Genomic DNA, 20,219 nt, shown 5'->3' with positions numbered 1-20,219 from the left:
CCGGGCTGGTCCGCGCTCGGGGGGATGACCTGCTGCGGTGCGCCGGTTCAGCCGGCGTCCACGCGGGCCTGGGAGGAGCGTGGTTCCGACGACACGCCGATTGCTGACGTGTCCGGGAGCAGCGGTAGGGGGTCGGTTCGCACCCGGGCAGCGCGTCGCCCGTTGGCGATGACGACGACCTCGGCCCGCTCGTGCACGAGGATCACCTGGGCCAGCCCGAGTACGCCGAAGAGCGCCAACGGCAGGAGCACGACGATGGTCACCAGGGCGAGGCCGATGTCCGGATCATGATCGTGCGGCCGCGTCGGCCGTGTAGGGCGTGCCGCACGGCGCGGGTGAGCAGGCGAAGGTCGTGGCCGGTGAACGCGACATCGGCCGCCTCGACGGCGGCCGCAGACCCGGTCGCGCCCATCGCGATCCCGACGGTCGCGGCAGCAAGGGGCGGGTGCGTCGTTGACGCCGTCGCCGAACATCGCGGTGGGCTGCTGCGCGCCGAGCTGGGTGACTGCTTCGGCCTTGTCCGGGGGCACAGACCGGCGCGGACGTCGGTGATGCCGACCGGGTGCGCGAGAGCGTGAGCCGTCTGAGGGCTGTCGCCCGTCAACGTGACGGTTCGCACCCCGGCCTCATGCAGCTCGCGCAGCGCGGGCGGCGCGTCGGGAGGCAGTTCGTCCCGGACCCCGATCACGGCGACGGTCTTGGCCTCGGCCTGGACCACGATGAGGCCCGTCCTGGCCGCCACCATGGCGTCCGCCTTCGGCTGCGGGGGCCCGGGCTCGAGCCCGCGGGGGCCGTCTACCCGGACTGGCTGCTCGTCGACCACGCCGGTCAGGCCGTGGCCCGGATCCTGGTTGTCATCGGTGACGGGCAGGTCTCGGTCGATGCCGGTTGCCGCGGGGGCTTCTATCGCCGCTGCAGCCACGGCGGCCGCGAGCGGGTGGGTGCTCGTGCGTTCGAGCGCTGCCGCGATCGTCAGGACGCGCGCTTTCCGCGTCGCCTTCGACGTGTCGGCGAGTGTGTCGTCGGATGCACCGGTGGCGGGTAGAGGCGGCAAGATCCCGTCAGCCTCGAGCGACGCCTGGAGAGAATCTGGTCGGGGGCCGTTCGGTGCGCGCCGCGGACTGGGTCGTGCTGCGGTGCGGCCAGAGGCGCAGGAGCACTCGGCCCACGACGTCATCCTCGGCCACGACTCCGAAGGTGCGTGAGTCAACTGAGCCGGCACGGGCATCTCCGAGGACGAAGACGTGGCCCGCGGGGACGTGCACCGGTCCGAAGTACGCGCCGTCGACCGAGCCGAGGTCGAGGTAGGGCTCGTTTACCGGTTCGCCGTTCACGATCAGTAGCCCGTCCTCGATGCCCAGCTCGTCGCCGCCGACGGCGGCCACTCGTTTGAGGGTCAGGGTGCCGGTGTGGGGCTCGTGGAACACCACCACGTCGCCGCGTTGTGGGGTCCCGGCCAGCTGCGCGAGCTTGCCGACCAGCACTTCATCGCCGAGTTCGTAGGTCGGCGACATCGACGCCGACGCCACGCGCATCGGCTCAGCGACCGAGAACCCCGCGACAACGACTGCAAGGACGAGAAGCATCAGTGCAGTGGTCCATCGGCGGCGACGTCGGTGCGCACCCTCCGTCGGTGCCACCGCTGATGCCCCCTGAGGCACCGGCGTCGTCACCGGCGACCTCACCGGCTCTGTCATGCCAGGAGGCCGGTGCCTCGAGCTACGAAGGCCACGACGCCGAGTCCCAGCATCACGCTGGTGACAGTGCCACGGACCATCCGGGGAAGCACGGCCACGAGGACCCCCACCAGCACCAGCTCGGCCAGCAGACAGGTGAAGTCCAGCGCGCCGACCGGTTCGATGTCGGCGCCGGGCAGGACAGGGATCCCGTTGCCAACTCCGCCCGCGACCGGGAGGTGCTCGCCGCCGGCGTGCTCTTCGACGGGAAGGAACGGCAGGCCGGTCGTGCGGCTGGTGACGTACGTCGCCACGATCGCGAGGTTCGCGGCGATGGCGAGCAGGACCGCTGGCGTCCGCAGGGCCGCGCCGCGGGCCAGCGCGACGGCGAGGGCGAGCTGGCCCGCGGCGACCGCCACGAAGAACCCGCCGACGTACCAGGCCAGCTCGAAGTGCTCCGGGGCGACGAGGGCGTGGATGACACCGGCGACGCCGGCTGCCGAGGCCGCCAGAGCACGGTAGGTCCGACTGGCTCGACCAGTTCGTCGGGCGGGGGTCGCGAGCGGCCAGGTGGTTGAGGTCGTGTCCGTCATGGCGACTCCTAGAGCGGTCCTTCGGGGAGCCATCGGGCGGGGTCGCTGAACGGGTCGTCCGCCGGGGTGGTGTCGTCGCGGATCTCGAACTGGGTCATCATGTCGTGGTCCTCGTGGACGAGGTTGTGGCAGTGAACCATGTACTTGCCGCGGCCTTGGTCGAACTTGATCAGCAGGCGCACGGACTCGTTCTCACCGAGGAACACCACGTCCTTGGCGCCGAGCTCATGCGGGAGGGCGGGGCGCCCGTTGCGGCTCAGGACGCGGAAGTCGATGAAGTGGATGTGTGCCGGGTGGTGCCAGCCGCCGGAGGGGTTGCGCAGCTCCCAGATCTCGACGTCATCGATCTTCGGTCCGGCGATCACCTTCGTGAACCCGCTGCGGACGATGTCCTCCCACGTGGTGCCGTTGATGGTCCACTGGCCGTGTTCCCGGATGAAGTTGAGCGTTCGGGTCTTCACCGCGTCGCTCTCCTTCAGCAGCATCGTGGCCTGGCCCGGGTTGAGGCTCGCCGGGACCGCGTTGTCGACCGTGCTGAACGCGTCGGCGACGACGTCGAAGGCCATGACCTTGTTCGTGTTCGTGAAGTTGATGTTGTTCTTCGGGCTGGCGTTGCGCAGCACGATGCGCTGCCCCGGGCGGTACTTCGCGAAGTCGATGACGACCTCGTACCGTTCGGCGACTCCGTGCCGGAAGCTCCGGACGTACTGGGGTGTGGGCATCAGGCCGGCGTCGGTGGCGATCACCGCCATCGTGTCGCCGCTGTCGAGGGACCAGTTGTAGGACCGTGACGGGGACGCGTTCAGGATCCGGAAGCGGTACTTGCGGCGCTTCACCTTCATGACGGGCCAGGGGCGCCCGTTCACGAGGATGACGTCGCCGTAGAAGCCGGCGTTGTCGTTCGTGCTGAACAGCAGCGAGCCGTCGCTGTTGAACATCTTGTCGCTGACGATGAGCGGCACGTCGTACTCACCGTGCGGGATCGGGAGGCTGCGTTCGAGCGGGTCGGTGAGCTGGTACTGCCCGGCCAGGCCCATGAAGACGTTCTCGGCCGTGTGGTGGACCCCGTGGTCGTGGTACCAGAGCGTTCTGGCCGGCTGCCAGTTCGGGTAGTGGTAGTCCTTGTACTGGCCGGGGTTGGTGATGTCGCTCGCGTACCCGTCGTACTCCGGGAGCGACGCGGACCCGTGCAGGTGCACCGAGGTCCACGGCGTGTACTGCAGGACGGGATGGACCGCCGGGAGGTTGTTGATCTGCCGGACCACCGTGCGGCGTCCCTGCGCGATCTGGAACGTCGGGCCGGGCACCAACCCGTTGTAGCCCCACATCTCGGTCCGAAGACCGGGGATGACCTCCACGGTGGTCGGCTCCATGGACACCCGGTAGTAGTCGGTGGTCGCGTCCGACCGGACCGGACGGATCACCGGGGGTTTCGTGAAGGCCGTCGTGAACGGCCTAGGCAGGGCGCTCTCGGCGATCCGTGACGCGAGTGCCGACGAGGCGTTCACGGACCGTTCGAGCGGCAGCGTCACCGCGGCCGCACCGAGCACCGACATTTTCAACAGGTCTTTACGGGTCAGTTCCATGGTTCTCCTCCAGCCAAACCAAGCCTGCGCGCCTGACCTTCGAACTACCTTGAGGTCCCGCAGCTCCGTCAAGGCTTCCGACCGGACCGCACATGGGGGACGCCCGAGATGGTTGCGCCATCGGGCGAGGCCTCCTCGATGTCGTCCCCAGCGGACGCACCGGCCGGGGGCACGACTCCGACCTGCGCGGGCTGGCCGGGCACCTGGGGGCCGCGAGCGTGTTCGTTCGTCGGCTGACGCCGAAAGTCGCGGTATCCGGCCAGGTCTGCCGAGGCGTTCCTTCCCACCGTCCGCGATCCCGCGCATCGGGGCGAGTGGCCCTCAAACGTGCTTGCGGATGGCCCACTGGTGCGCGAACGCCTTGCGGGCGTACCTGGTGTACTTGCCGATGATGCGGCTAGCCCCGCAGATCGGCGGATCGGCGGATCGGCGGATCGGCGGTAGGACACGCCGGGCATCACCGCGGTGATGACGGCGAGGGCCGGGCCGGAGTCGTAGCCGGGGCCGGTCGCTCTTCCTCACGGCGATGAGCCAAAGTGCATTGCGGCCGCAAGTGGGGGGTCTGGTGCCGGCCGGTTGGTGATGGCCCTGATGATGCATCTGGGCGAGGCGCTATCATCGGGATATGACGATGATGCATGAGGAGCGGGAGACGCTCGCCCCGGCGACGGCGCTCTTTCGCGGGCTGGCGGATCCGGTGCGGCTGGCGATCCTGCGGCAGTTGGCCACGGGTGAGGCGCGGGTGGTGGACCTGGAGGACCGTCTCGGCCTGGCCCAGTCCACGGTGTCGTCGCACCTTGGCTGTCTGCGTGACTGTGGCCTGGTGGACTACCGGGCGATGGGGCGGCAGTCGTTCTACTCGCTGGCACGCCCGGAGCTGATGGACCTGCTCGCTTCCGCGGAGGCGGTACTGGCGGCGACTGGGCAGGCTGTGGCGCTGTGTCCCACCTACGGCGTTGCGATGACCGAGGGGGAGACCCGATGAGCGCGGCGTGCGGCTGCGGGGACGACGAGCCCCGCCAGGGCGACGGCGAGCTGGAGGAGCACGCGCCCGAGCGGTTGTGGGAGGTCAGCGAACTGCGGTTCGCCGCGGCTGCGGGCCTCATCCTGCTGGCCGGGTTCGTCGCGGACCGTCTCGACGCGACGGGCACGGTGGTGACGGGACTGAACGCCGTCGCGCTGGCGCTGGGCGCGTGGACGTTCGTCCCCAACACGCTCAAGCGGCTCGTCAAGGGCAAGATCGGCGTCGGCACGCTGATGACGATCGCCGCCGTCGGCGCGGTGATCCTCGGTGAGGTCGCTGAGGCCGCAGCGCTGGCGTTCCTGTACTCCATCAGCGAGGGTCTTGAGGAGTACGCGGTCGCCCGCACCCGCCACGGTCTGCGCGCGCTGCTCTCCCTCGTTCCGGCCGAGGCCACCATCCTGCGGGACGGCACCCAGGTCACCCTCGCCCCGGCCGAGCTCGCGATCGGCGACCTGCTGCTGGTCCGGCCCGGCGAACGGGTCGCCACCGACGGCGTCATCCGCGACGGTCGCACCGCCCTGGACGTCTCCGCCCTGACCGGCGAGTCCGTGCCGGTCGAGGCCGGCGCGGGCGACACCGTCTACGCCGGCTCCATCAACGGCACCGGCGCCCTCGAGGTCGAGGTCACGGCCACCGCCAAGGACAACTCGCTGGCCCGCATCGTGCACATCGTCGAGGCCGAGCAGTCCCGCAAGGGCAATGCCCAGCGCCTGGCCGACCGCATCGCGCAACCCCTGGTGCCCGGGATCATGGTCCTGGCCGCGGTCATCGCGATCGCGGGCAGCCTGCTCGGCGACCCCAAGACGTGGATCGAGCGCGCCCTGGTCGTCCTGGTCGCCGCCTCGCCCTGCGCCCTGGCGATCGCCGTGCCGGTCACCGTGGTCGCCGCCATCGGTGCCGCCAGCCGGATCGGCGCCCTGGTCAAGGGCGGTGCCGCCCTCGAGGCGCTCGGCCGGATCCGCGCGGTCGCCCTGGACAAGACCGGCACCCTGACCCGCAACCAGCCGGCCGTCGTCGGGGTCGCCACCACGGCCGGTCACAGCCGGGAAGACGTCCTCGACGTCGCCGCCGCGCTGGAGTCCCGCAGCGAGCACCCCTTGGCGCGCGCGATCCTCGCCGCGGCCCCCGACCACCGGGACGCCGACGGGGTCCAGGCGGTCACCGGCGCCGGCCTGACTGGAACCATCGAGGGGCGGATGGCCCGACTGGGCCGACCTGGCTGGATCCCGGCCGGCGACCTGGCCGACTCCGTGGCAGCCATGCAGGAGGCAGGCGCCACCGCGGTGCTCGTCGAGTACGACGGGGACGTGGTCGGCGCCGTCGCGGTCCGCGACGAACTACGCACCGAGGCCGCCGAGGTGGTCGCGCGGCTCCGCGCCGACGGCCTGCAGGTCGCCATGCTGACTGGAGACAACCAGCGCACCGCTGCCGCGCTGGCCGCCCAGGCGGGCATCACCGACGTCCACGCCGAGCTGCTCCCCGAGGACAAGTCGACGATCATCCGACATCTCCGCGAGTCCGCGCCGACCGCGATGGTGGGCGACGGCGTCAACGACGCACCCGCCCTGGCCACCGCCGATGTCGGAATCGCGATGGGTGCGATGGGCAGCGACGTGGCCATCGAGACCGCGGACGTCGCCCTCATGGGCGAGGACCTGCGCCACCTGCCGCACGCCCTGGCCCATGCCCGACGCGCCCGGTCGATCATGCTGCAGAACGTCGGCCTTTCCCTCGCCCTGATCACGATCCTGATCCCGCTCGCCGCGTTCGGCGTGCTCGGCCTCGCGGCCGTCGTCCTGGTCCACGAGGTCGCCGAGATCTTCGTCATCGGCAACGGGGTGCGCGCCGGCCGCGTCCGACCAATGCCACCCACACCCGCGACACGGTCGACGGCAGCTTCGGCTGCGGAAGTCAGGGCTTCGTGAACTGATAGCCCACGGGCGGCCGACGAACGTCGCATCGAGCGGGCGCGACATCGGTTCGGCCAGGCGGCCACCCGAGATGTGCAAGGGACGCGGTCAGCGTCGGGTTGGTAAGCTCAAGTGACGTCGAGTTCGGTCGACATGCCCGCGGCGTAGTGACCAGGCAGGTTGCACACCAACTCATAGCGGCCGGACCTCAGCGTCCGCCTTCACCGTCTGCGGGCTGACGTGCATCATCGTCCACCGCCCCTGCATCTTCGAGGGGCCGCCCCACGCCCGTCCGCGGTTGGCCTCCCATCATCACCGGGCCCATGTCGGCGAGCATCACCCTCACGTTCGTCCCCTGCAGCCCCGTCGGCGCCTGGCAGGCGGCCGCAGCCATCGGTGCTCGCACCGGCACGGGTCGAAAGCCAGAAATGGGGACGCGAAGAGGTCTACGCACGCCCCTGCAGTCCGAGTCGCCGACGCGCGGCCGAGGACCGCAGAAGCATCCTTGCTGTCACCGTCTGGCGATGCCGGAGAGGCGGCGCCACGCCATGCCAGCCACTTCGCAGGCGCAGCCGCTCGAGGAGTGCGAGACCGTCCGGCTTGCGCGCTGAGGGGTCTCCACTGCTGGCCGGAACTGTCGAGCCAAGCTAACCTACTGTCTACGTACGGAGATAGTAGGAAGTTGGGGACCATGGAGTCGTTGTTCATTGGAGTCGCCGCCTTGGCGTGCCCTGTCGGGATGGGCATGATGATGCGGGGGCAGCCGCGCGGGAAGGGACCGAGGCGCAGGTGCAGCAGCTCCGAGCCGAAGTTGAGCAACTGAAGGCAGACCGAGCAGTGTCGCGGGGCAGCAGAAGTCCCGGGGATGTGCCCTGATGGGCCAATGGACTGCGGGCGCCTTAGCGGTCGCCGCGGTCGTCGCGACGTATTTCGGCTGCGTCCGTCCACACCTCCACGGTTCAATGCGCTGCAGACGTCGTGTCGCCTCGAGCGCAGTCGATCTCGACCGTCAGCTAGCCGAACTTCGGGAAGAGGTGCGCAGACTCGGGAAGTGATCCCCGGGCCACCCGTCCGCGGCGCGCCGTTCAGTTGCGCACCGTTCAGTCGTACGTGCCTGGCCTGTGCGCTAGTCGGTCTCTGGATAGACGAAGCGGCGGTGGATCAGGTGCGTGGCGTCGGTGAGGGTTTCTTCGCTGATCCGGCCCGCGGCGTCGAGAGTGAGGGTCACTGAGATGTGCGCGGCCGGGTAGCCAAGAGCTAGCCGGACCGGCTCGCCTGGCTGTGAGATCTGTGTCGACACTGGCGCGGACCCGTCCGCGTATGGCTCTTGGCTGACGAAGAAGCGTCCGGTCATCCGCAGCCGCTGATGCTCGGGGAGCCCCGCGCTGGCGTCGCTCGTGACCGCCTCGTACACCGTGAGGTTGCCGACGCTGCGCAGGGCGGACACGGCGCGTTCGAGATGTGCTGCCCCTGGCGTGCCGGGCCACGGGACGAGCACGTTCGCCGTGCCCCCGCGCCAGGTGGCTGAGCTCGCGCGGAGGCCGAGGATGTTGTCACCGGATCGCCAGTCCACCGGACCGGTGAAGCATCCCGCCCCGCACGCTGTCAGCTCCACCGGGCTGACGCTCTGCCCGGGCCCTGCGACCTGCGCCGACAGGGTCAGGTCATCCTGGGGTTCGTCACCCGAGTAGTAGTCGCCGGTTCGGGGGGAGGTCAGCCGCACGACGAGCGTCTGCTCGCCGGCCTGGACCGTGACACCGATCTGCCCTGCCATCGTGCCGACTTGGACGACCTGGCCGCCCAGCACGGGAGCGGCGGCCGGCTGGCTGGACGCCGGCGGCGTGGACGAAAGCGTCGCCGACATGGCTAGAACCACGGCCAGGGCGGCAATCTCGACGCGGGTCGCGACCAGCACGGCGCGCGTGTTGCGGCGCCGGACCCATCGACGGGCCCCGAGCGCGAGTACAGCTGCGGCCGCGACCCCGCCCAGCTTGACCAGCAGGAGCAGTCCGTAGCGGGTGCCGGTCCACGCCGCGAACGGCACCAGCAGCAGCGCGCTGACGGCCCCGGTCGATACGACGGTCGCGAAGACCCACGCGGCCACGCGTGCGTACCCGAGATAGAGCAGGTGCACAGGAGCTCGGCTCGATCGCCATGCAAGGGCGATCACGACGACCTGGGTCAGGGCCCCGACCCACAGGGCCGCAGCGGCAACATGCACGCCGGTGAGCAGCGCGCCCCAGCCGGGCGCCGCCGTATTGGCGTGTGACCGCACCCCTTCGGCCACGACGACGGCCGCGAGCGGAACCAGGGTCAGAATCCGCGCTGATGCGCGTAGCAGGCGCCAGGCCACGTAACCGACGCCGAAGCCTGCAGCCTCGACCAGCAGGACGATACCCGCCTGCCCGTTCCACAACGACGCCAGCGAGCCGGTCTGGACCACGAGCAGGACACCCAGCGTCACCACAGCCACCAGTCCGGTGAGCGCACCGACTGGCGCCAACGGGTGGGGCGACGGTAGGCCGGGCCTGCCCTCCCGCGCTCGCCGTGCGATCAGGTCGGCGACCACCCCGCCGAGCGCGAGTGCGAGCCCGGCAAACAGCAGCCATCGTACGACCGCGTCAGGCCAGGACGTGCCCGTGGCTGTCGTCGCCTCGGCAGCGCCGAGGACCCCTGACCCGACGGCGAAGCGGTACTCGTCTCCCATCAGGTCACCGTCGGAGCCGGTGACCTGCCACCGGACCCGGTAGACGCCAAGCCCGAGCCGCTCTGGCACCGCCGCGGTGATCGCCCGGCCGGCCCGGGCTGTGGCCGTGGGTCCGACCGGTACCACCTTGCCTGCGCTGTCGAGCACGACGAGGGCGTCCGGGCCGGCCGTGACCGCCTCGTTGAAGACGAGGGTGATGGCCCCCGGAGAGTCCCCGGTCGCGACCTCGGCCGCAGGGTCGCTGAACAGCAGCGTGGGGTGCGCGATGGCAGGCGGCGCACCTGCCAGCAAGGCCACGAGCGCTGCCAGCAGGACAGCCCAGGCGCGACCTGTTCTGCGGCGGGTTGTTCGCGTCATCCTTGCGGGCGCTGAGCCAGCGCGCGTCGAAGCCGCCGCTCGGAGAGGCGCCCGAACGAGAACGGGCGACCGTCGATGAGCACGCCCGGCGCAAAGATCACGTGAGACTCGGAGGCCAGCCGCTGGCCCGTCGGTGTGGCGAGGTCGACCTCGGTGACCTCGAGGGGTAGGTCCTTGTTCACGCGTGCCAGGACCTGCTTGGCATGATCGCAGAGGACGCAGTCCGACTGGGTCAGCAGCGTCACGGCGGCCGGGACGGTGAGGGCGGACCGGGCCTCTGGACCCGGTCTGGTGACCCGCCCGGATCCGGGTCTACTCATCGGCGGCGCTCGCGAGTCAGGTCCGAAAGGATCTTGGCCGTCGGTACGAACATGACGTAGTCCGGCTCGCCGCCGTAGTCGGCCCGCCAGTCGATGGTGCCCTGGGGGCCTACGAGCAGGAAGCTGTGGCCGTCACGCATGTCACCCATCATCCCGTACGTATTGGCGTCGTACGCGCGGGAGACCTTCAGGTCGGGGTCGGAGAGCACCGCAGTAGAGAGGCCCTCGTCAGCCACCTTCCGCGCGAGCAGCGGGGCCGGGTCGGTGGTCAACGACACGACGGCGTCGATCCCCGCGCTCTTCAGGTCCTTCCGGTTGCGCTCAAGATCCTTGATCTGGTCCCAGCACGGCTGGCAGGACAGCCCCTCCTGGAAGTACAGCAGCACCGCCTTGCCCCGGTAGTCGGACAGGGACACCGACCCTCCGCCGCTCGAGGCGAGCGTGAAGCCTGGTGCCGCCGCGCCTGCACCGGGCTGCCCGGCGACATGGTGGTAGCCGCTTCCCGCGGACGTCGTCCCGGTTTGGACAGTGCTGGCCTGCGATCCCTGAAAGATCAGGTACAGGGCCACGATCGCCGCGGCGATGACCGCCGCCGCTGCGAGCACGGCTCGCCGCTGCCGGGAGGTGGACGCGGTCCGCGGGTCAGACCCTGCTGTGCTGGCCGGGGTGCGGTTGCGGCCTGGCCGACCGGCTGGCCGCCGGGAGGTGGTGGTGCCGCGCGTGTCGCTCACTGTGGGATCTCCTTGGGGGTGCTGGCTGGCTCGGCACGGGCGGCACGGGTGACAGGAGGACCGCAGGTGTCGGCGCGCAAGCCGGCGCCGGCGGCGTCGAGCTCCGGCGGCCAAACCGGTGGCTCCTGCAGCGCCCCGGGTCCGTCGGTCGCGGAGGCGGCCCCACGTCCGCGGACACCTCGCCGGACCAGGAGCGCGATGCCCAGCGCGAGGGCGAGGAACACTGCCCAGCCGGGGAGCCACGACAGTGCGCCGACGGCGGTGCTCGACAGGTGCTGCAGCCATGCGCTCAGCTCCGTCTGCCATCCACCGCTCGGCATACCCGGTCCGGCCACGGCGAGCACCATCGCCAACACGCCCATCACGACCATCAGGAGTCCACCGGCGAGGCTGCCCAGGGCCGCCTGTCTCTGCCAGCGCCCGAGCCGCAGCCGGATGGAGCGGTCGGTCAGCAGGGCGGTGGCGCGTTGCCGGCGCGTGTCCCACACCAGCGCCACGACTGCCAACGGCATGACCATGCCGACGACGTACGCGCCGCCGATGGACAGGGCGGCCGGGAACGAGGCGGCAGCCCCGGCCAGTACGGCGACCCCGGCCAGGACGGGCGCGCAGCAGGCGCTGGCCGCGCCCGAAAACGCCCCGAGCGTGTACGCCGAGGTGAGCCGCCCCTCCCGACCCGCGCGGGCGCCCGGCATCGGCAGGTTCGGCTTCCAGCCGGTCAGCACCGCAGCTCCGGCGACGATCATGAGCGCGCCCCCTGTCAGGAAGATCCACAGGTGCTGGGTGACCAGGACCCGGCTCAACGCGGTCGCGCCGAGACCAATCGGCAGGATGACCGTCGCGACCCCGGACCCGAAGACCAACGTTGCGAGCAGGACCCCGCGACGGTGCCGGAACCCGGTGGCGAGGTAGGCCGGCAGCATGACGGACACGCAGCACGGCGCGAACAGGGCCACGACGCCGCCGAGGAAGGACGCGAGCAGCGTCGTTCCGAACATCAGCTCAGTCATGAGCCCCGCCTGATTGGGGATGTGCGCACTCTTCTCCTGCCGGTCGACCAGATCATCTACTATCTGCGTACGGAGATAGTAGGTCAACATGGCTGGGGTAGGGTTCGGCCGCAGTCGTAGTGGTAGTCGTAGTCGCAGGGGCAGCCGCGGCAGCAGCCGTATGGCGTGGAGTGGACGGGAGGTTGGCGTGCGCGGATTCGGCGAGCTGGAAGCAGTGGTGATGGGCCACTTGTGGGACCGTGGCACGCCATGCACGGTGCGCGAGGTGTTCGAACGGCTAGGGCAGGACCGGCAGATCGCATACACCACGGCCATGTCGACGATGGACAACCTGCACCGCAAGGGCTGGCTGTCCCGTGAGCGTCAGGGCAAGGCCTTCCTCTACTGGCCCATTCTGACCCGCGAGCAGTACGGGGCCCGGCTGATGCGTGATGCGCTGAATGTCGGTGGGGACCCGAGTCTCGTCCTGAGCCATTTCATCGAGCAGATGAGCGGTGAGGAGTCCGCAGCGCTGCGGCGCCTGGCGGCCACAGCGGATGAGCAGGGGCTGGCGTGAGTGCCGCGTTCTGCCTGTTGCTCTCTAGCGGGACGCTCGCGGTACTGGCGCCACCGCTGCTGGCTCGGCTCACCCGGCGCGGCGTTGCTCCCCGGCTGGGGGTCGCCCTCTGGCTGGTGGCGATCGGTTCCGTCACCGGTTCGGTTGCCACCGCGGCAGGCCTGCTGGCCGTTGAGCTGGCCCGTGACTGGTCCGGGCCGCCCACGACCCTGATGGGCTCGTGCCTGGCGGGGCTTAGGGCTGCGGCCACTGGCGTCCACGGTTCGATGGTGCGCAGCATCGTGTTCTCGGCCGCGGGAGGCCTCATGCTCGCGGTGGGCGTGGTGCTGCTGCGGCTCGGGCGAACGTGGGCGCGGGCCCGAGACGCCACTCGGGCGCATGCGCGGATGGTCAGGCTTGCCGGGGCCGCGCGGCCGAGCCTTGGCGCGGTCGTGCTCGATGTGCCTGAGAGGGCCGTCTACTGCGTGCCCGGACGTCCGAGCACGGTCGTGTTCACGACTGGGGCGTTGGCCGTGCTCGACCCTGGGCAGGTCGGCGCAGTCCTGGCGCACGAGCGTGCGCACCTGACGGGTCGACACCACCTGGTCATCGCGCTCACCCGTGGCCTGTGCCTCTGCCTTCCTCGGGTCGAGCTGTTCAGCTGCGGCGCCGAGGAGGTGGCGCGGCTGTTGGAAATGTCTGCCGACGATGCTGCGGCCCGGACCCACGGGTCCGGCACTGTCCTGAAGGCTCTCGTGGAGCTTTCTTCGCCCTCCGTCCCCAGCGGGGTTCCTGCCGGTGCCTTGGCAGCGCACGGCGTGGGCGTGCTGGCCCGCGCCGAGCGGCTGGCCGTGCCGGCCACGGCACGCGCGCGGCGGCGGGCCACACTGCAGCTGGCGACCACGATGACCGCGGTTGCGCTCGCGCCCTTGGTCCTCGGCGTGCTCGCGGTCTGCGGGCCGCTGTGGGGCTGACACCGACTCGACATGATCGGGTGAGCCGGACGCCGTACGGATCGACGGCGACAGCGCGCCGACGTGCCCGACGTGGGAGGGAAGAAGGGTGAACGCTGACCTTGGCGCCGGTCCTGTCGCTGTGGCCGCGGTGATCGCGGTCGTGGCAGGGTTTGTCTCCTTCGCCTCGCCGTGCTGCCTGCCCTTGGTTCCCGGGTTCCTCGGCTATGTCACCGGACTGTCCGAGGAGTCCCTGGAGAGCCGGTCCCGCGGGCGTCTCGTGCTGGGCGCCCTGCTTTTCGTGCTCGGGTTTACCGTCGTCTTCCTTGTCGCCGCGGCGGCCGTGTCCACGGCCGGGCTCGCCTTCCAGGAGTACCGCGGGCTTCTACTGAGGGTCGCAGGCGTCATCGTCATCGTCATGGGTGTGGTCTTCCTCGGACTCGGCAAGTCGTACGCGATAACCCCCTCATGGCGCCCGCGAGCGGGCCTCGCCGGGGCGCCGCTGCTCGGGGCCTCGTTCGCGATCGGATGGTCGCCGTGCCTGGGGCCCACTCTCGCTGCCATCCAGGTGATGGCGGCCCCGCTGTCCGCCCAGTCCGGCACGATTGGGCGCGGACTCATGCTCGCCGGCTTCTACTCGCTGGGGCTCGGCCTGCCGTTCATCCTGATGGCCGCACTGTGGGAGAAGGCCTCGGCCATGAGCGCGTGGCTGCGGGCACACCGCCGCGGCATCCGCGCCTTCGGGGGACTCATGCTGGTGGTCGTCGGCGGCCTCATGGTCTCCGGCCTGTGGGAGTCGCTGGTGGTCTGGCTCCAGATCAACCTCATCTCGACCTTCCGCGTCGCGATCTGAGCGCGTCACCGAGCGAGCCGCCCGGCGGCGTGACGTGCCGTCACACGCGTCGGTTGTCACAGCCCCGGTCCCTGCCGAACCTTCGGCGCAGGCGCCACCGACCGACATCCAGGGACGCGGGGGTCAGACCACCGCCTGGGGCCCGCCGGGTGTGCGTGATGCGCGGGTGGCGCGCTCACGCAGAACCCGGGACGCGGGCAGGAGCGCTGCAACGTACTCGTTGGGCGGCCCTCGCAGCTCGTCTCCGCGTGACCGACGGGGCACTGGCGGGGCTCGGAGCGGAAGGTCAGAGGGCGGAGCCTGCGGTCCAACTGGCAGGCGTCAGGTTCCAGTCGGCGTACCCGTTGCCCATCGTCATCGGTCGGCTGGTGCCAACGGTCTCGACGACATCACCGATGGTCACGTTGGAGTAGAACCAGCCGGCGTTCGCCTCGCTCATCCCGGTACACCCGTGGCTGACGTTGCGGTGGCCCTGGTCCTTGACCGACCACGGCGCCGAGTGGAGGAACTCGCCGGAGTTCGTGACGCGCATCGCGTACTTCACCTTGGTGTCGGGGTAGTAGTTCGGGTCGTCCTTCTTCAGGCCGATCGTTTCGGCGCGCAGCGTGATGTTCGTCTGCTTGTCCATGATCACCTTGACTCCGGAGCGGGTCGCGAAGCCCGCCCGCCCACCCGTGACCGGGATGCGCTTGGTGAACTTGCCGTTGATGAAGACGTCCATCTGGTGCGTCTGCAGGTTGACCTTGGCGACGAGGGCGCGGCCGATCGTGAAGTCGGAGGTGCGCGACTGCTCGCCGAAGCGCCCGCCTCCGGCGGGGACGCCGTTGAGGGTCGCCTCGACGTGGACCTTGGTGCCGGGCTTCCAGTACGTCCTGGGCCGCCAGTGGGCCTCGGTGGAGGACAGCCAGTACCAGGAGCCGGCCTGCGCGGGGGAGGCGGTGACCTTCATGTGCTTCTCGAAGCTCGCCTTGTCCTTGACCGGCAGGTCGAAGCGCATGACGACCGGCATGCCGATGCCGACGGTGCCGCCGTCGCGCGGGGACACGGAGGTGTAGATCTGGTCGTCGAGCGAGAGGTTCGCGGTGCGGAACGTGCGCGTGCTCTCGTCGGTGCGGCCCTCGGAGTCCTCGGCCTCGAGCGTCAGGGTGTACTTGACGCCCGGCTCGAGCAGGTCACCGGCGGTCCACGTGCCGTCCTTGAGCGAGCCGTCGACCGTGATGCGGTTGCCCTTCTTGCTCACGTACGACAGCGAGGCCTTCTTGAGCGTGCCCTGCTGGGCGGACGCCGTGACCCGGGTGTCGACCGCGACGTCGGCGGCGTCGGCTGCCGGCGTCGTCGTGTACGCGACCGGGCCTTTGGTGGGGGTGGGCGTCGACGTCTCTGTCTTGCCGGGAGCGGCGGACGAGGAGCCAGAGGGCTTCGCGTCCTTGTCGGCCGTGGCGGTCGCGTTGCAGGCGGACACACCCAGCAAGGCCATGACGGCCATCCCCGAGACTGCGGCGGTACGGATGCTCGACTTCACGCTGTAGAAACCCTTCGCGGACGCGGCGCCGGGCGCTCCAGGGCGGAACGGGGTGCGGCGCGTCGATAGTGACCTCGACCTCCAGTGTCACCGGTCGCCCTCCCGTGCTCCAAACCACCGGCGAGTCCTGAACGACTCCCATGCCACCGTGGGCACGCTGCCGGCCCTGGGGGACGGCCGGCGCGCGGCGCCGGGGTGTGTCGCGGGCCGGACCGGAGGGACGGCGTCCGGCCGGTGCTGCGGCACCCTCCTCGAGGGCCAACGTCGGAAGGGCGAGTGCTCGCGGGATCACCGTCGAGTCGTCGCCCACGAGGTCTCCGCGGGATGCGAGGCTGACCCGAGCCGGGAAGCCTGAGTCCGGCGGTCCCGCGAGAGAAGCCTCTCGGGGTGTCAACGTGGGCGCGCGCACAGCCAGCGCCCCGCGCGCGGCACCCTCCATGCGACCCCCGTGGGACTGCCAAGCCGTATCGCGCCCGTCGGTCGTGGTCCTGCGGGGTGCCCCGATCTCGCTGCCTGTCACGCGGATCCGGCACCGCCGGCGTTGCGACGATGGGAGACCACGATGGCCTGGCTCTGACTGTGGGACTGCTCGCCTTCCTGGCCCTCGACGCCGGCATCGAGGGCCTTGAGGTCGGGGCCGCGGGCGCAGCCGCGTTCGGCGGCAGCATGCGCTTCGTCCTCGGGGAAGCGCTCGCGTTCCTGCTGCTCGCCCGGGACGCAGCGGCTCATCCCTGACCCGGCGGGCGCCGGACGGGTCGCGCTCCTCGTCGCCGTCGGGATCGGGGTGCACAACCTCGGCGAGGGGCTTGCGGTCGGGTCGGCCCTGGCGGTGGGTGAGCTCGCCCTCGGCACCTCGCTTGTCGTCGGCTTCGCTCTGCACAACACGACCGAGGGCATGGCTGTGGTCGCACCGCTCACGGCGCTCCCGCCGGTTCCGGCGCAACCCGACCGGACGGTGGCTCCGGGCCGGCTGCTCCTGCTCGCGATCGTCGCCGGCGGCCTGGCCCGGCATGGCTGTCGGCGTGGTCGAGCACAGAGGCCCTCCGCCGGAGCGGACCGACAGCCGTTCGCGTGCCTCCTCCAACAGTCGGTCGACGACCGGCCGTGCGGATCCGTGGTCTCTCGGGGCACCGAGGATGCTGTCGGGCCCAACCTGTTGCGACATGCTCCGTCTCCTCGCTGTCAGGCCAGGCTGAGGAAGAGCTTCTCGAGGACGGCTTGGTCCTCGTCCTGCAGGCCCTCGGGCGAGGTGACGCACTCGCGCAGGTTGGTCGAGATGATGGCGAAGCCCGCTCGGTCGAGAGCCTTGTTGACGGCTGCGAGCTGGGTGATGACGTCCCGGCAGTCGCGGCCCTCCTCGATGAGGCGGATAACGCCGCCGATCTGGCCTTGAGCTCGCTTGAGCCGGTTGATGACGGGGGTCATCTCCTCTGCGGGAGGTGTGACCATGTGAGGACCTCTTCTGGGTTGGCTGGCGCCCGGGCGGGAGCGCTATGGGGTGGGCCGCGCGAGGTGACTGCCCGCCGGGTGCTGTCAGGCGGGACTTGCGAGCGCCTTGAGCGCGCGGCTGAGGCGCTCGCGTGCGTCGGCAGCGACGTCGGCGAGCCGGTCGTTGCCGGTGAGCTCGACCATGGTGGCCGGGTCCATCGCCTCGACGATGGTGCGCCCTGCCTCGAGGGTGCGGACGACGACGTTGCAGGGCAGAAGGACGCCGATGGAAGGCTCGGCCTGGAGTGCGGCGTGAGCCAGTGGTGGCCGGCAGGCGCCGAGGATCACCTGGGGGGCGATGTCCACGTCGAGCTTCGTCTTGAGGGTCGCCGCCAGGTCGATCTCAGTGAGCACCCCGAAGCCCACCTCGGCCAGCTGGGCACGGGTCGCGATGAGCGTCGCGTCGAAGTCGGCGTCGACCGTGGTCGTCAGCGTGTAGTCCATGTTCTCTCCTGGTGGTTGCGGATGGCGAGTGGGGGAGGGGTGCGCCTGGGACGGCCCGGTCCGGTCTCAGGCGTCGGCGGGCTGCGCTGTTGCGACCTTGGCCCGGACGTCGTCCATGTCGAGACCGCGAACGGCCGTGATGACCTGCTCCAAGGCGGCTGCGGGCAGGGCGCCGGGCTGGCTGAAGACGAGGATGCCGTCCCGGAAGGCCATGAGGGTCGGGATCGAGGTGATCCCGGCGGCGGCGCTGAGCTGCCGCTCGGCCTCGGTGTCGATCTTGCCGAAGACGATGTCGGGGTGCTTCTCGGATGCGGCCTCGTAGACGGGCGCGAACATGCGGCACGGTCCGCACCACGATGCCCAGAAGTCGACGAGTGTGATCCCCTCGCCGGTGATCGTCGACTCGAAGTCCGCGGCGGTCAGGTTCTGCGTAGACATTGGATCTCCTTGTTTGGGAACGGTTCGCTTGGGTATGAGTATACCCACCGGGGTATGCAACCTCGACACGGGGAAGATCATTCCCAGGCTCCGGCGCATACGGGCTGGGGTATGTGTGGGACAGCCCGTCGGTTCGACGGAATGCCGTGTCTCGGGTTACGGTTCTGTCTGTGCGATACCCCCCTGGGTATCAACTTTCTACCTCAGGAGTGTCACATGACCACCATTGCCACCATCGACGAGCTCGCGGCTGCAACTGCTGACGGCGCCGCCGTCGTCGACGTGCGTGAGCCCGGTGAGTACGTCGGCGGGCACGTGCCCGGCGCCGTGCTGATGCCGATGGGTCAGCTGCCGTCACGCGTTGGCGAGCTCGACCGTCACCGCCCCGTCTACGTCATCTGCGCGAGCGGCAACCGCAGCCGCGCCATGAGCGACTACCTCGCACGTTCCGGCTTCGATGCCCGGTCCGTCGACGGTGGGACGGCGGCCTGGGCCGCCGCAGGCCGCCCGGTGGTGGCCGGCGCGAAGCCCTCCGCCTGACCCGGCTTCTCACCCTGCCGCGCCGCCCCGGCCCCACAGCTGACCGTGTCCCGGTCCGTACCCGAAAGGACCCGCCCCATGGCGATCATCATCCCCATCGACACCCCGACCCTCGGTGACCGCAGCTACCTCGCCCATGACGGGCAGGTCGCGATCGTCATCGATCCCCAGCGCGACATCGACCGCGTGCTCGACCTTGCGAACGACGCCGGCGTCTCCATCACCCACGTCTTCGAGACACACATCCACAACGACTACGTCACCGGCGGCTACGCCCTGGCCCAGGCCACCGGCGCCGCGTACCACGTCAACGCTGCCGACGAGGTCTCCTACGAGCGCGTCCCGGTCGGCGACGGCGACCTCCTCGACGTCTCACCGCAGCTGCGCGTACGCGTCATCGCCACTCCCGGACACACGTACACCCATCTCTCGTACGCCCTCGACGCCTTGGACGACGAGACCGGCAAGCTCGAGCCGGTCGGCGTGTTCACCGGAGGCTCACTGCTCTTCGGGGCGACCGGTCGACCCGACCTGCTCGGGCACGAGCACACCCACGACCTCGTCCACCACCAGTACGCCTCGGCCCACCGGCTCGCCGACGAGCTGCCCGAGCACACCCACGTGCTGCCGACCCACGGCTTCGGCAGCTTCTGCTCCGCCGGCTCCACCGGCGACACGACCGCCTCCACGATCGGTCGCGAGAAGAAAGCCAACCCGGCCCTGACCCAGGACGAGGCGGGGTGGGTCGCCGACACGCTCGCCGGGCTCGACGCGTACCCCGCCTACTACGCCCACATGGGCGCGGCCAACAGCGCTGGCCCGCAGGCCGCCGACCTGTCGGCCCCGGAACGCGCCGACAAGTCCGTGCTCGCCCGGCGCATCACCGAGGGCGAGTGGGTCGTCGACCTGCGCAACAGGACCGCGTATGCCGCGGGCCACGTCACCGGCACGCTGAACTTCGGCGTCGACGGCCAGTTCGCCACCTACCTCGGCTGGCTCATCCCGTGGGGCACCCCCTTGACGCTGCTGGGCGACACCCCGGGGCAGGTCGCCGAGGCCCAGCGCGAGCTCGTCCGGATCGGCATCGACCACCTCGAGGGCGCCGCCACCGGCGCCCCCGAGGACTGGACCGACTCCCCCCTCGGCTCCTTCGAGTGCGCCACCTTCGCCGACCTCGCCCAGGTGCGACACCACCGCCGCGTCACCGTTCTCGACGTGCGCCGCGCCTCGGAGTTCACCGAGTCGCACATCGACGACGCCGTCAACATCCCCCTGCACGAGCTCCTCGAGCGCCTCGCCGAGGCTCCCAGCGGCGAGGTCTGGGTGCACTGCGCCGGCGGCTACCGCGCCTCCATCGCCGCATCCGTCCTCGCCGCCCACGGACACCACGTCGTCGCCGTCGACGACAGCTACGGGGAGCAAGCAGCCGCCGCCGGCCTTCCACTGACATCGGCCGCCTGACCCTGCCGCCCGAACGCCACAGCACTCACCACCACCACCACCACCCCCCACCGCCGACCATCGACGGCAAG

General features: G+C 70.5%; 21 protein-coding genes. 8 read left to right on the top strand and 13 right to left on the bottom strand.

All coding sequences use genetic code 11. The features are described 5' to 3' along the window. Window positions 1-47: 47 nt before the first annotated feature. From U5C87_RS15745 to U5C87_RS15725, 5 genes are all read right to left on the bottom strand, one after another. A complete protein-coding gene (locus U5C87_RS15745) occupies window positions 48-263 on the bottom strand; it encodes a hypothetical protein (protein WP_330473463.1) in 216 nt (71 codons plus the stop codon). Beyond that, window positions 260-1,054: an HAD family hydrolase gene (locus U5C87_RS15740; protein ID WP_330473462.1), complete on the bottom strand. Its 795-nt coding sequence runs from the start codon at window positions 1,052-1,054 to the stop codon at window positions 260-262. The genes U5C87_RS15745 and U5C87_RS15740 overlap by 4 nt, the downstream gene beginning before the upstream one ends. Window positions 1,055-1,061: 7 nt before the next feature. Beyond that, the gene (lepB, locus tag U5C87_RS15735; RefSeq protein ID WP_443082066.1) at window positions 1,062-1,586 is read right to left on the bottom strand and encodes a signal peptidase I; all 525 of its coding nucleotides are present in this window, start codon (window positions 1,584-1,586) and stop codon (window positions 1,062-1,064) included. Between the two features lie 107 nt (window positions 1,587-1,693). Beyond that, entirely contained in the window at window positions 1,694-2,269 is a 576-nt protein-coding gene (locus U5C87_RS15730; RefSeq protein ID WP_330473460.1) for a hypothetical protein, read from the bottom strand. Window positions 2,270-2,277: 8 nt separating this feature from the next. After that, a complete protein-coding gene (locus U5C87_RS15725; RefSeq protein WP_330473459.1) occupies window positions 2,278-3,855 on the bottom strand; it encodes a multicopper oxidase family protein in 1,578 nt (525 codons plus the stop codon). A 625-nt stretch (window positions 3,856-4,480) separates the two neighbouring features. Between U5C87_RS15725 and U5C87_RS15720 the strand changes: the two genes are divergently transcribed. Next, window positions 4,481-4,840, top strand: a complete 360-nt coding sequence (locus U5C87_RS15720; protein WP_330473458.1) for an ArsR/SmtB family transcription factor — start codon at window positions 4,481-4,483, stop codon at window positions 4,838-4,840. Further along, a complete protein-coding gene (locus U5C87_RS15715; protein ID WP_330473457.1) occupies window positions 4,837-6,804 on the top strand; it encodes a heavy metal translocating P-type ATPase in 1,968 nt (655 codons plus the stop codon). The genes U5C87_RS15720 and U5C87_RS15715 overlap by 4 nt, the downstream gene beginning before the upstream one ends. A gap of 1,111 nt (window positions 6,805-7,915) precedes the next feature. On the opposite strand, the gene U5C87_RS15710 is transcribed toward U5C87_RS15715, so the two are convergent. From U5C87_RS15710 to U5C87_RS15695, 4 genes are all read right to left on the bottom strand, one after another. After that, a complete protein-coding gene (locus tag U5C87_RS15710) occupies window positions 7,916-9,793 on the bottom strand; it encodes a copper resistance CopC/CopD family protein (RefSeq protein ID WP_330473456.1) in 1,878 nt (625 codons plus the stop codon). Window positions 9,794-9,849: 56 nt separating this feature from the next. Further along, window positions 9,850-10,098 carry a glutaredoxin family protein gene (locus U5C87_RS15705; protein ID WP_330473455.1) on the bottom strand — a complete coding sequence of 83 codons (249 nt, stop codon included), beginning with the start codon at window positions 10,096-10,098 and terminating at the stop codon, window positions 9,850-9,852. Between the two features lie 71 nt (window positions 10,099-10,169). After that, window positions 10,170-10,778, bottom strand: a complete 609-nt coding sequence (locus U5C87_RS15700; protein ID WP_330473454.1) for a redoxin domain-containing protein — start codon at window positions 10,776-10,778, stop codon at window positions 10,170-10,172. A 122-nt stretch (window positions 10,779-10,900) separates the two neighbouring features. Continuing rightward, window positions 10,901-12,004 carry a cytochrome c biogenesis CcdA family protein gene (locus tag U5C87_RS15695; RefSeq protein ID WP_330473453.1) on the bottom strand — a complete coding sequence of 368 codons (1,104 nt, stop codon included), beginning with the start codon at window positions 12,002-12,004 and terminating at the stop codon, window positions 10,901-10,903. Between the two features lie 97 nt (window positions 12,005-12,101). On the opposite strand from U5C87_RS15695, the gene U5C87_RS15690 reads away from it, so the two are divergent. From U5C87_RS15690 to U5C87_RS15680, 3 genes are all read left to right on the top strand, one after another. Then, on the top strand, window positions 12,102-12,470 hold the full coding sequence (locus U5C87_RS15690; protein WP_330473452.1) for a BlaI/MecI/CopY family transcriptional regulator: 369 nt from the start codon (window positions 12,102-12,104) through the stop codon (window positions 12,468-12,470). Further along, window positions 12,467-13,423, top strand: a complete 957-nt coding sequence (locus U5C87_RS15685; protein ID WP_330473451.1) for a M56 family metallopeptidase — start codon at window positions 12,467-12,469, stop codon at window positions 13,421-13,423. Before U5C87_RS15690 ends, U5C87_RS15685 begins: the two co-directional genes overlap by 4 nt. 142 nt (window positions 13,424-13,565) lie before the next feature. Continuing rightward, complete coding sequence (locus tag U5C87_RS15680; RefSeq protein ID WP_330473450.1) at window positions 13,566-14,255, top strand: cytochrome c biogenesis CcdA family protein; 690 nt, start codon at window positions 13,566-13,568, stop codon at window positions 14,253-14,255. A gap of 286 nt (window positions 14,256-14,541) precedes the next feature. On the opposite strand, the gene U5C87_RS15675 is transcribed toward U5C87_RS15680, so the two are convergent. After that, window positions 14,542-15,777 carry a L,D-transpeptidase gene (locus U5C87_RS15675; RefSeq protein ID WP_330473449.1) on the bottom strand — a complete coding sequence of 412 codons (1,236 nt, stop codon included), beginning with the start codon at window positions 15,775-15,777 and terminating at the stop codon, window positions 14,542-14,544. 549 nt (window positions 15,778-16,326) lie between these two features. On the opposite strand from U5C87_RS15675, the gene U5C87_RS15670 reads away from it, so the two are divergent. After that, a complete protein-coding gene (locus U5C87_RS15670) occupies window positions 16,327-16,512 on the top strand; it encodes a hypothetical protein (protein WP_330473448.1) in 186 nt (61 codons plus the stop codon). A gap of 447 nt (window positions 16,513-16,959) precedes the next feature. On the opposite strand, the gene U5C87_RS15665 is transcribed toward U5C87_RS15670, so the two are convergent. The 3 genes from U5C87_RS15665 to trxA all read right to left on the bottom strand — a co-directional run bounded on the left by U5C87_RS15665 (window position 16,960) and on the right by trxA (window position 18,147). Continuing rightward, window positions 16,960-17,226, bottom strand: coding sequence for a metal-sensitive transcriptional regulator (locus U5C87_RS15665; protein ID WP_330473447.1), 267 nt, complete (start codon window positions 17,224-17,226; stop codon window positions 16,960-16,962). Window positions 17,227-17,310: 84 nt separating this feature from the next. After that, window positions 17,311-17,709 carry a DUF302 domain-containing protein gene (locus U5C87_RS15660; RefSeq protein ID WP_330473446.1) on the bottom strand — a complete coding sequence of 133 codons (399 nt, stop codon included), beginning with the start codon at window positions 17,707-17,709 and terminating at the stop codon, window positions 17,311-17,313. 66 nt (window positions 17,710-17,775) lie between these two features. Beyond that, window positions 17,776-18,147 (bottom strand): thioredoxin, encoded by a 372-nt coding sequence (trxA, locus tag U5C87_RS15655; protein ID WP_330473445.1) that lies wholly within the window; start codon window positions 18,145-18,147, stop codon window positions 17,776-17,778. A 216-nt stretch (window positions 18,148-18,363) separates the two neighbouring features. Here trxA and U5C87_RS15650 point away from each other — a divergent pair, with 216 nt between their 5' ends. Together U5C87_RS15650 and U5C87_RS15645 are read left to right on the top strand one after the other, a co-directional pair. After that, window positions 18,364-18,687, top strand: a complete 324-nt coding sequence (locus tag U5C87_RS15650; RefSeq protein WP_330473444.1) for a rhodanese-like domain-containing protein — start codon at window positions 18,364-18,366, stop codon at window positions 18,685-18,687. 78 nt (window positions 18,688-18,765) lie between these two features. Next, entirely contained in the window at window positions 18,766-20,148 is a 1,383-nt protein-coding gene (locus U5C87_RS15645; protein ID WP_330473443.1) for an MBL fold metallo-hydrolase, read from the top strand. Window positions 20,149-20,219 lie beyond the last annotated feature (71 nt).

It is taken from the genome of Terrabacter sp. C0L_2 (genome assembly GCF_036352015.1).
Lineage (GTDB): Bacteria > Actinomycetota > Actinomycetes > Actinomycetales > Dermatophilaceae > Terrabacter > Terrabacter tumescens.
The sequence above is the reverse complement of the archived record's forward strand: the minus strand, read 5'-3'. Positions and strand labels throughout refer to the sequence as shown.

What these genes read in the sequence shown, in the direction of transcription:
- U5C87_RS15720 (WP_330473458.1), top strand. Translation starts at nt 4,481, where the DNA reads ATGACGATGATGCATGAGGAGCGGGAGACGCTCGCCCCGGCGACGGCG.
- U5C87_RS15725 (WP_330473459.1), bottom strand. Translation starts at nt 3,855, where the DNA reads ATGGAACTGACCCGTAAAGACCTGTTGAAAATGTCGGTGCTCGGTGCG.
- trxA (WP_330473445.1), bottom strand. Translation starts at nt 18,147, where the DNA reads ATGTCTACGCAGAACCTGACCGCCGCGGACTTCGAGTCGACGATCACC.
- U5C87_RS15730 (WP_330473460.1), bottom strand. Translation starts at nt 2,269, where the DNA reads ATGACGGACACGACCTCAACCACCTGGCCGCTCGCGACCCCCGCCCGA.
- U5C87_RS15695 (WP_330473453.1), bottom strand. Translation starts at nt 12,004, where the DNA reads ATGTTGACCTACTATCTCCGTACGCAGATAGTAGATGATCTGGTCGAC.
- U5C87_RS15660 (WP_330473446.1), bottom strand. Translation starts at nt 17,709, where the DNA reads ATGGACTACACGCTGACGACCACGGTCGACGCCGACTTCGACGCGACG.
- U5C87_RS15665 (WP_330473447.1), bottom strand. Translation starts at nt 17,226, where the DNA reads ATGGTCACACCTCCCGCAGAGGAGATGACCCCCGTCATCAACCGGCTC.
- U5C87_RS15645 (WP_330473443.1), top strand. Translation starts at nt 18,766, where the DNA reads ATGGCGATCATCATCCCCATCGACACCCCGACCCTCGGTGACCGCAGC.
- lepB (WP_443082066.1), bottom strand. Translation starts at nt 1,586, where the DNA reads ATGCTTCTCGTCCTTGCAGTCGTTGTCGCGGGGTTCTCGGTCGCTGAG.
- U5C87_RS15715 (WP_330473457.1), top strand. Translation starts at nt 4,837, where the DNA reads ATGAGCGCGGCGTGCGGCTGCGGGGACGACGAGCCCCGCCAGGGCGAC.
- U5C87_RS15670 (WP_330473448.1), top strand. Translation starts at nt 16,327, where the DNA reads ATGGGAGACCACGATGGCCTGGCTCTGACTGTGGGACTGCTCGCCTTC.
- U5C87_RS15650 (WP_330473444.1), top strand. Translation starts at nt 18,364, where the DNA reads ATGACCACCATTGCCACCATCGACGAGCTCGCGGCTGCAACTGCTGAC.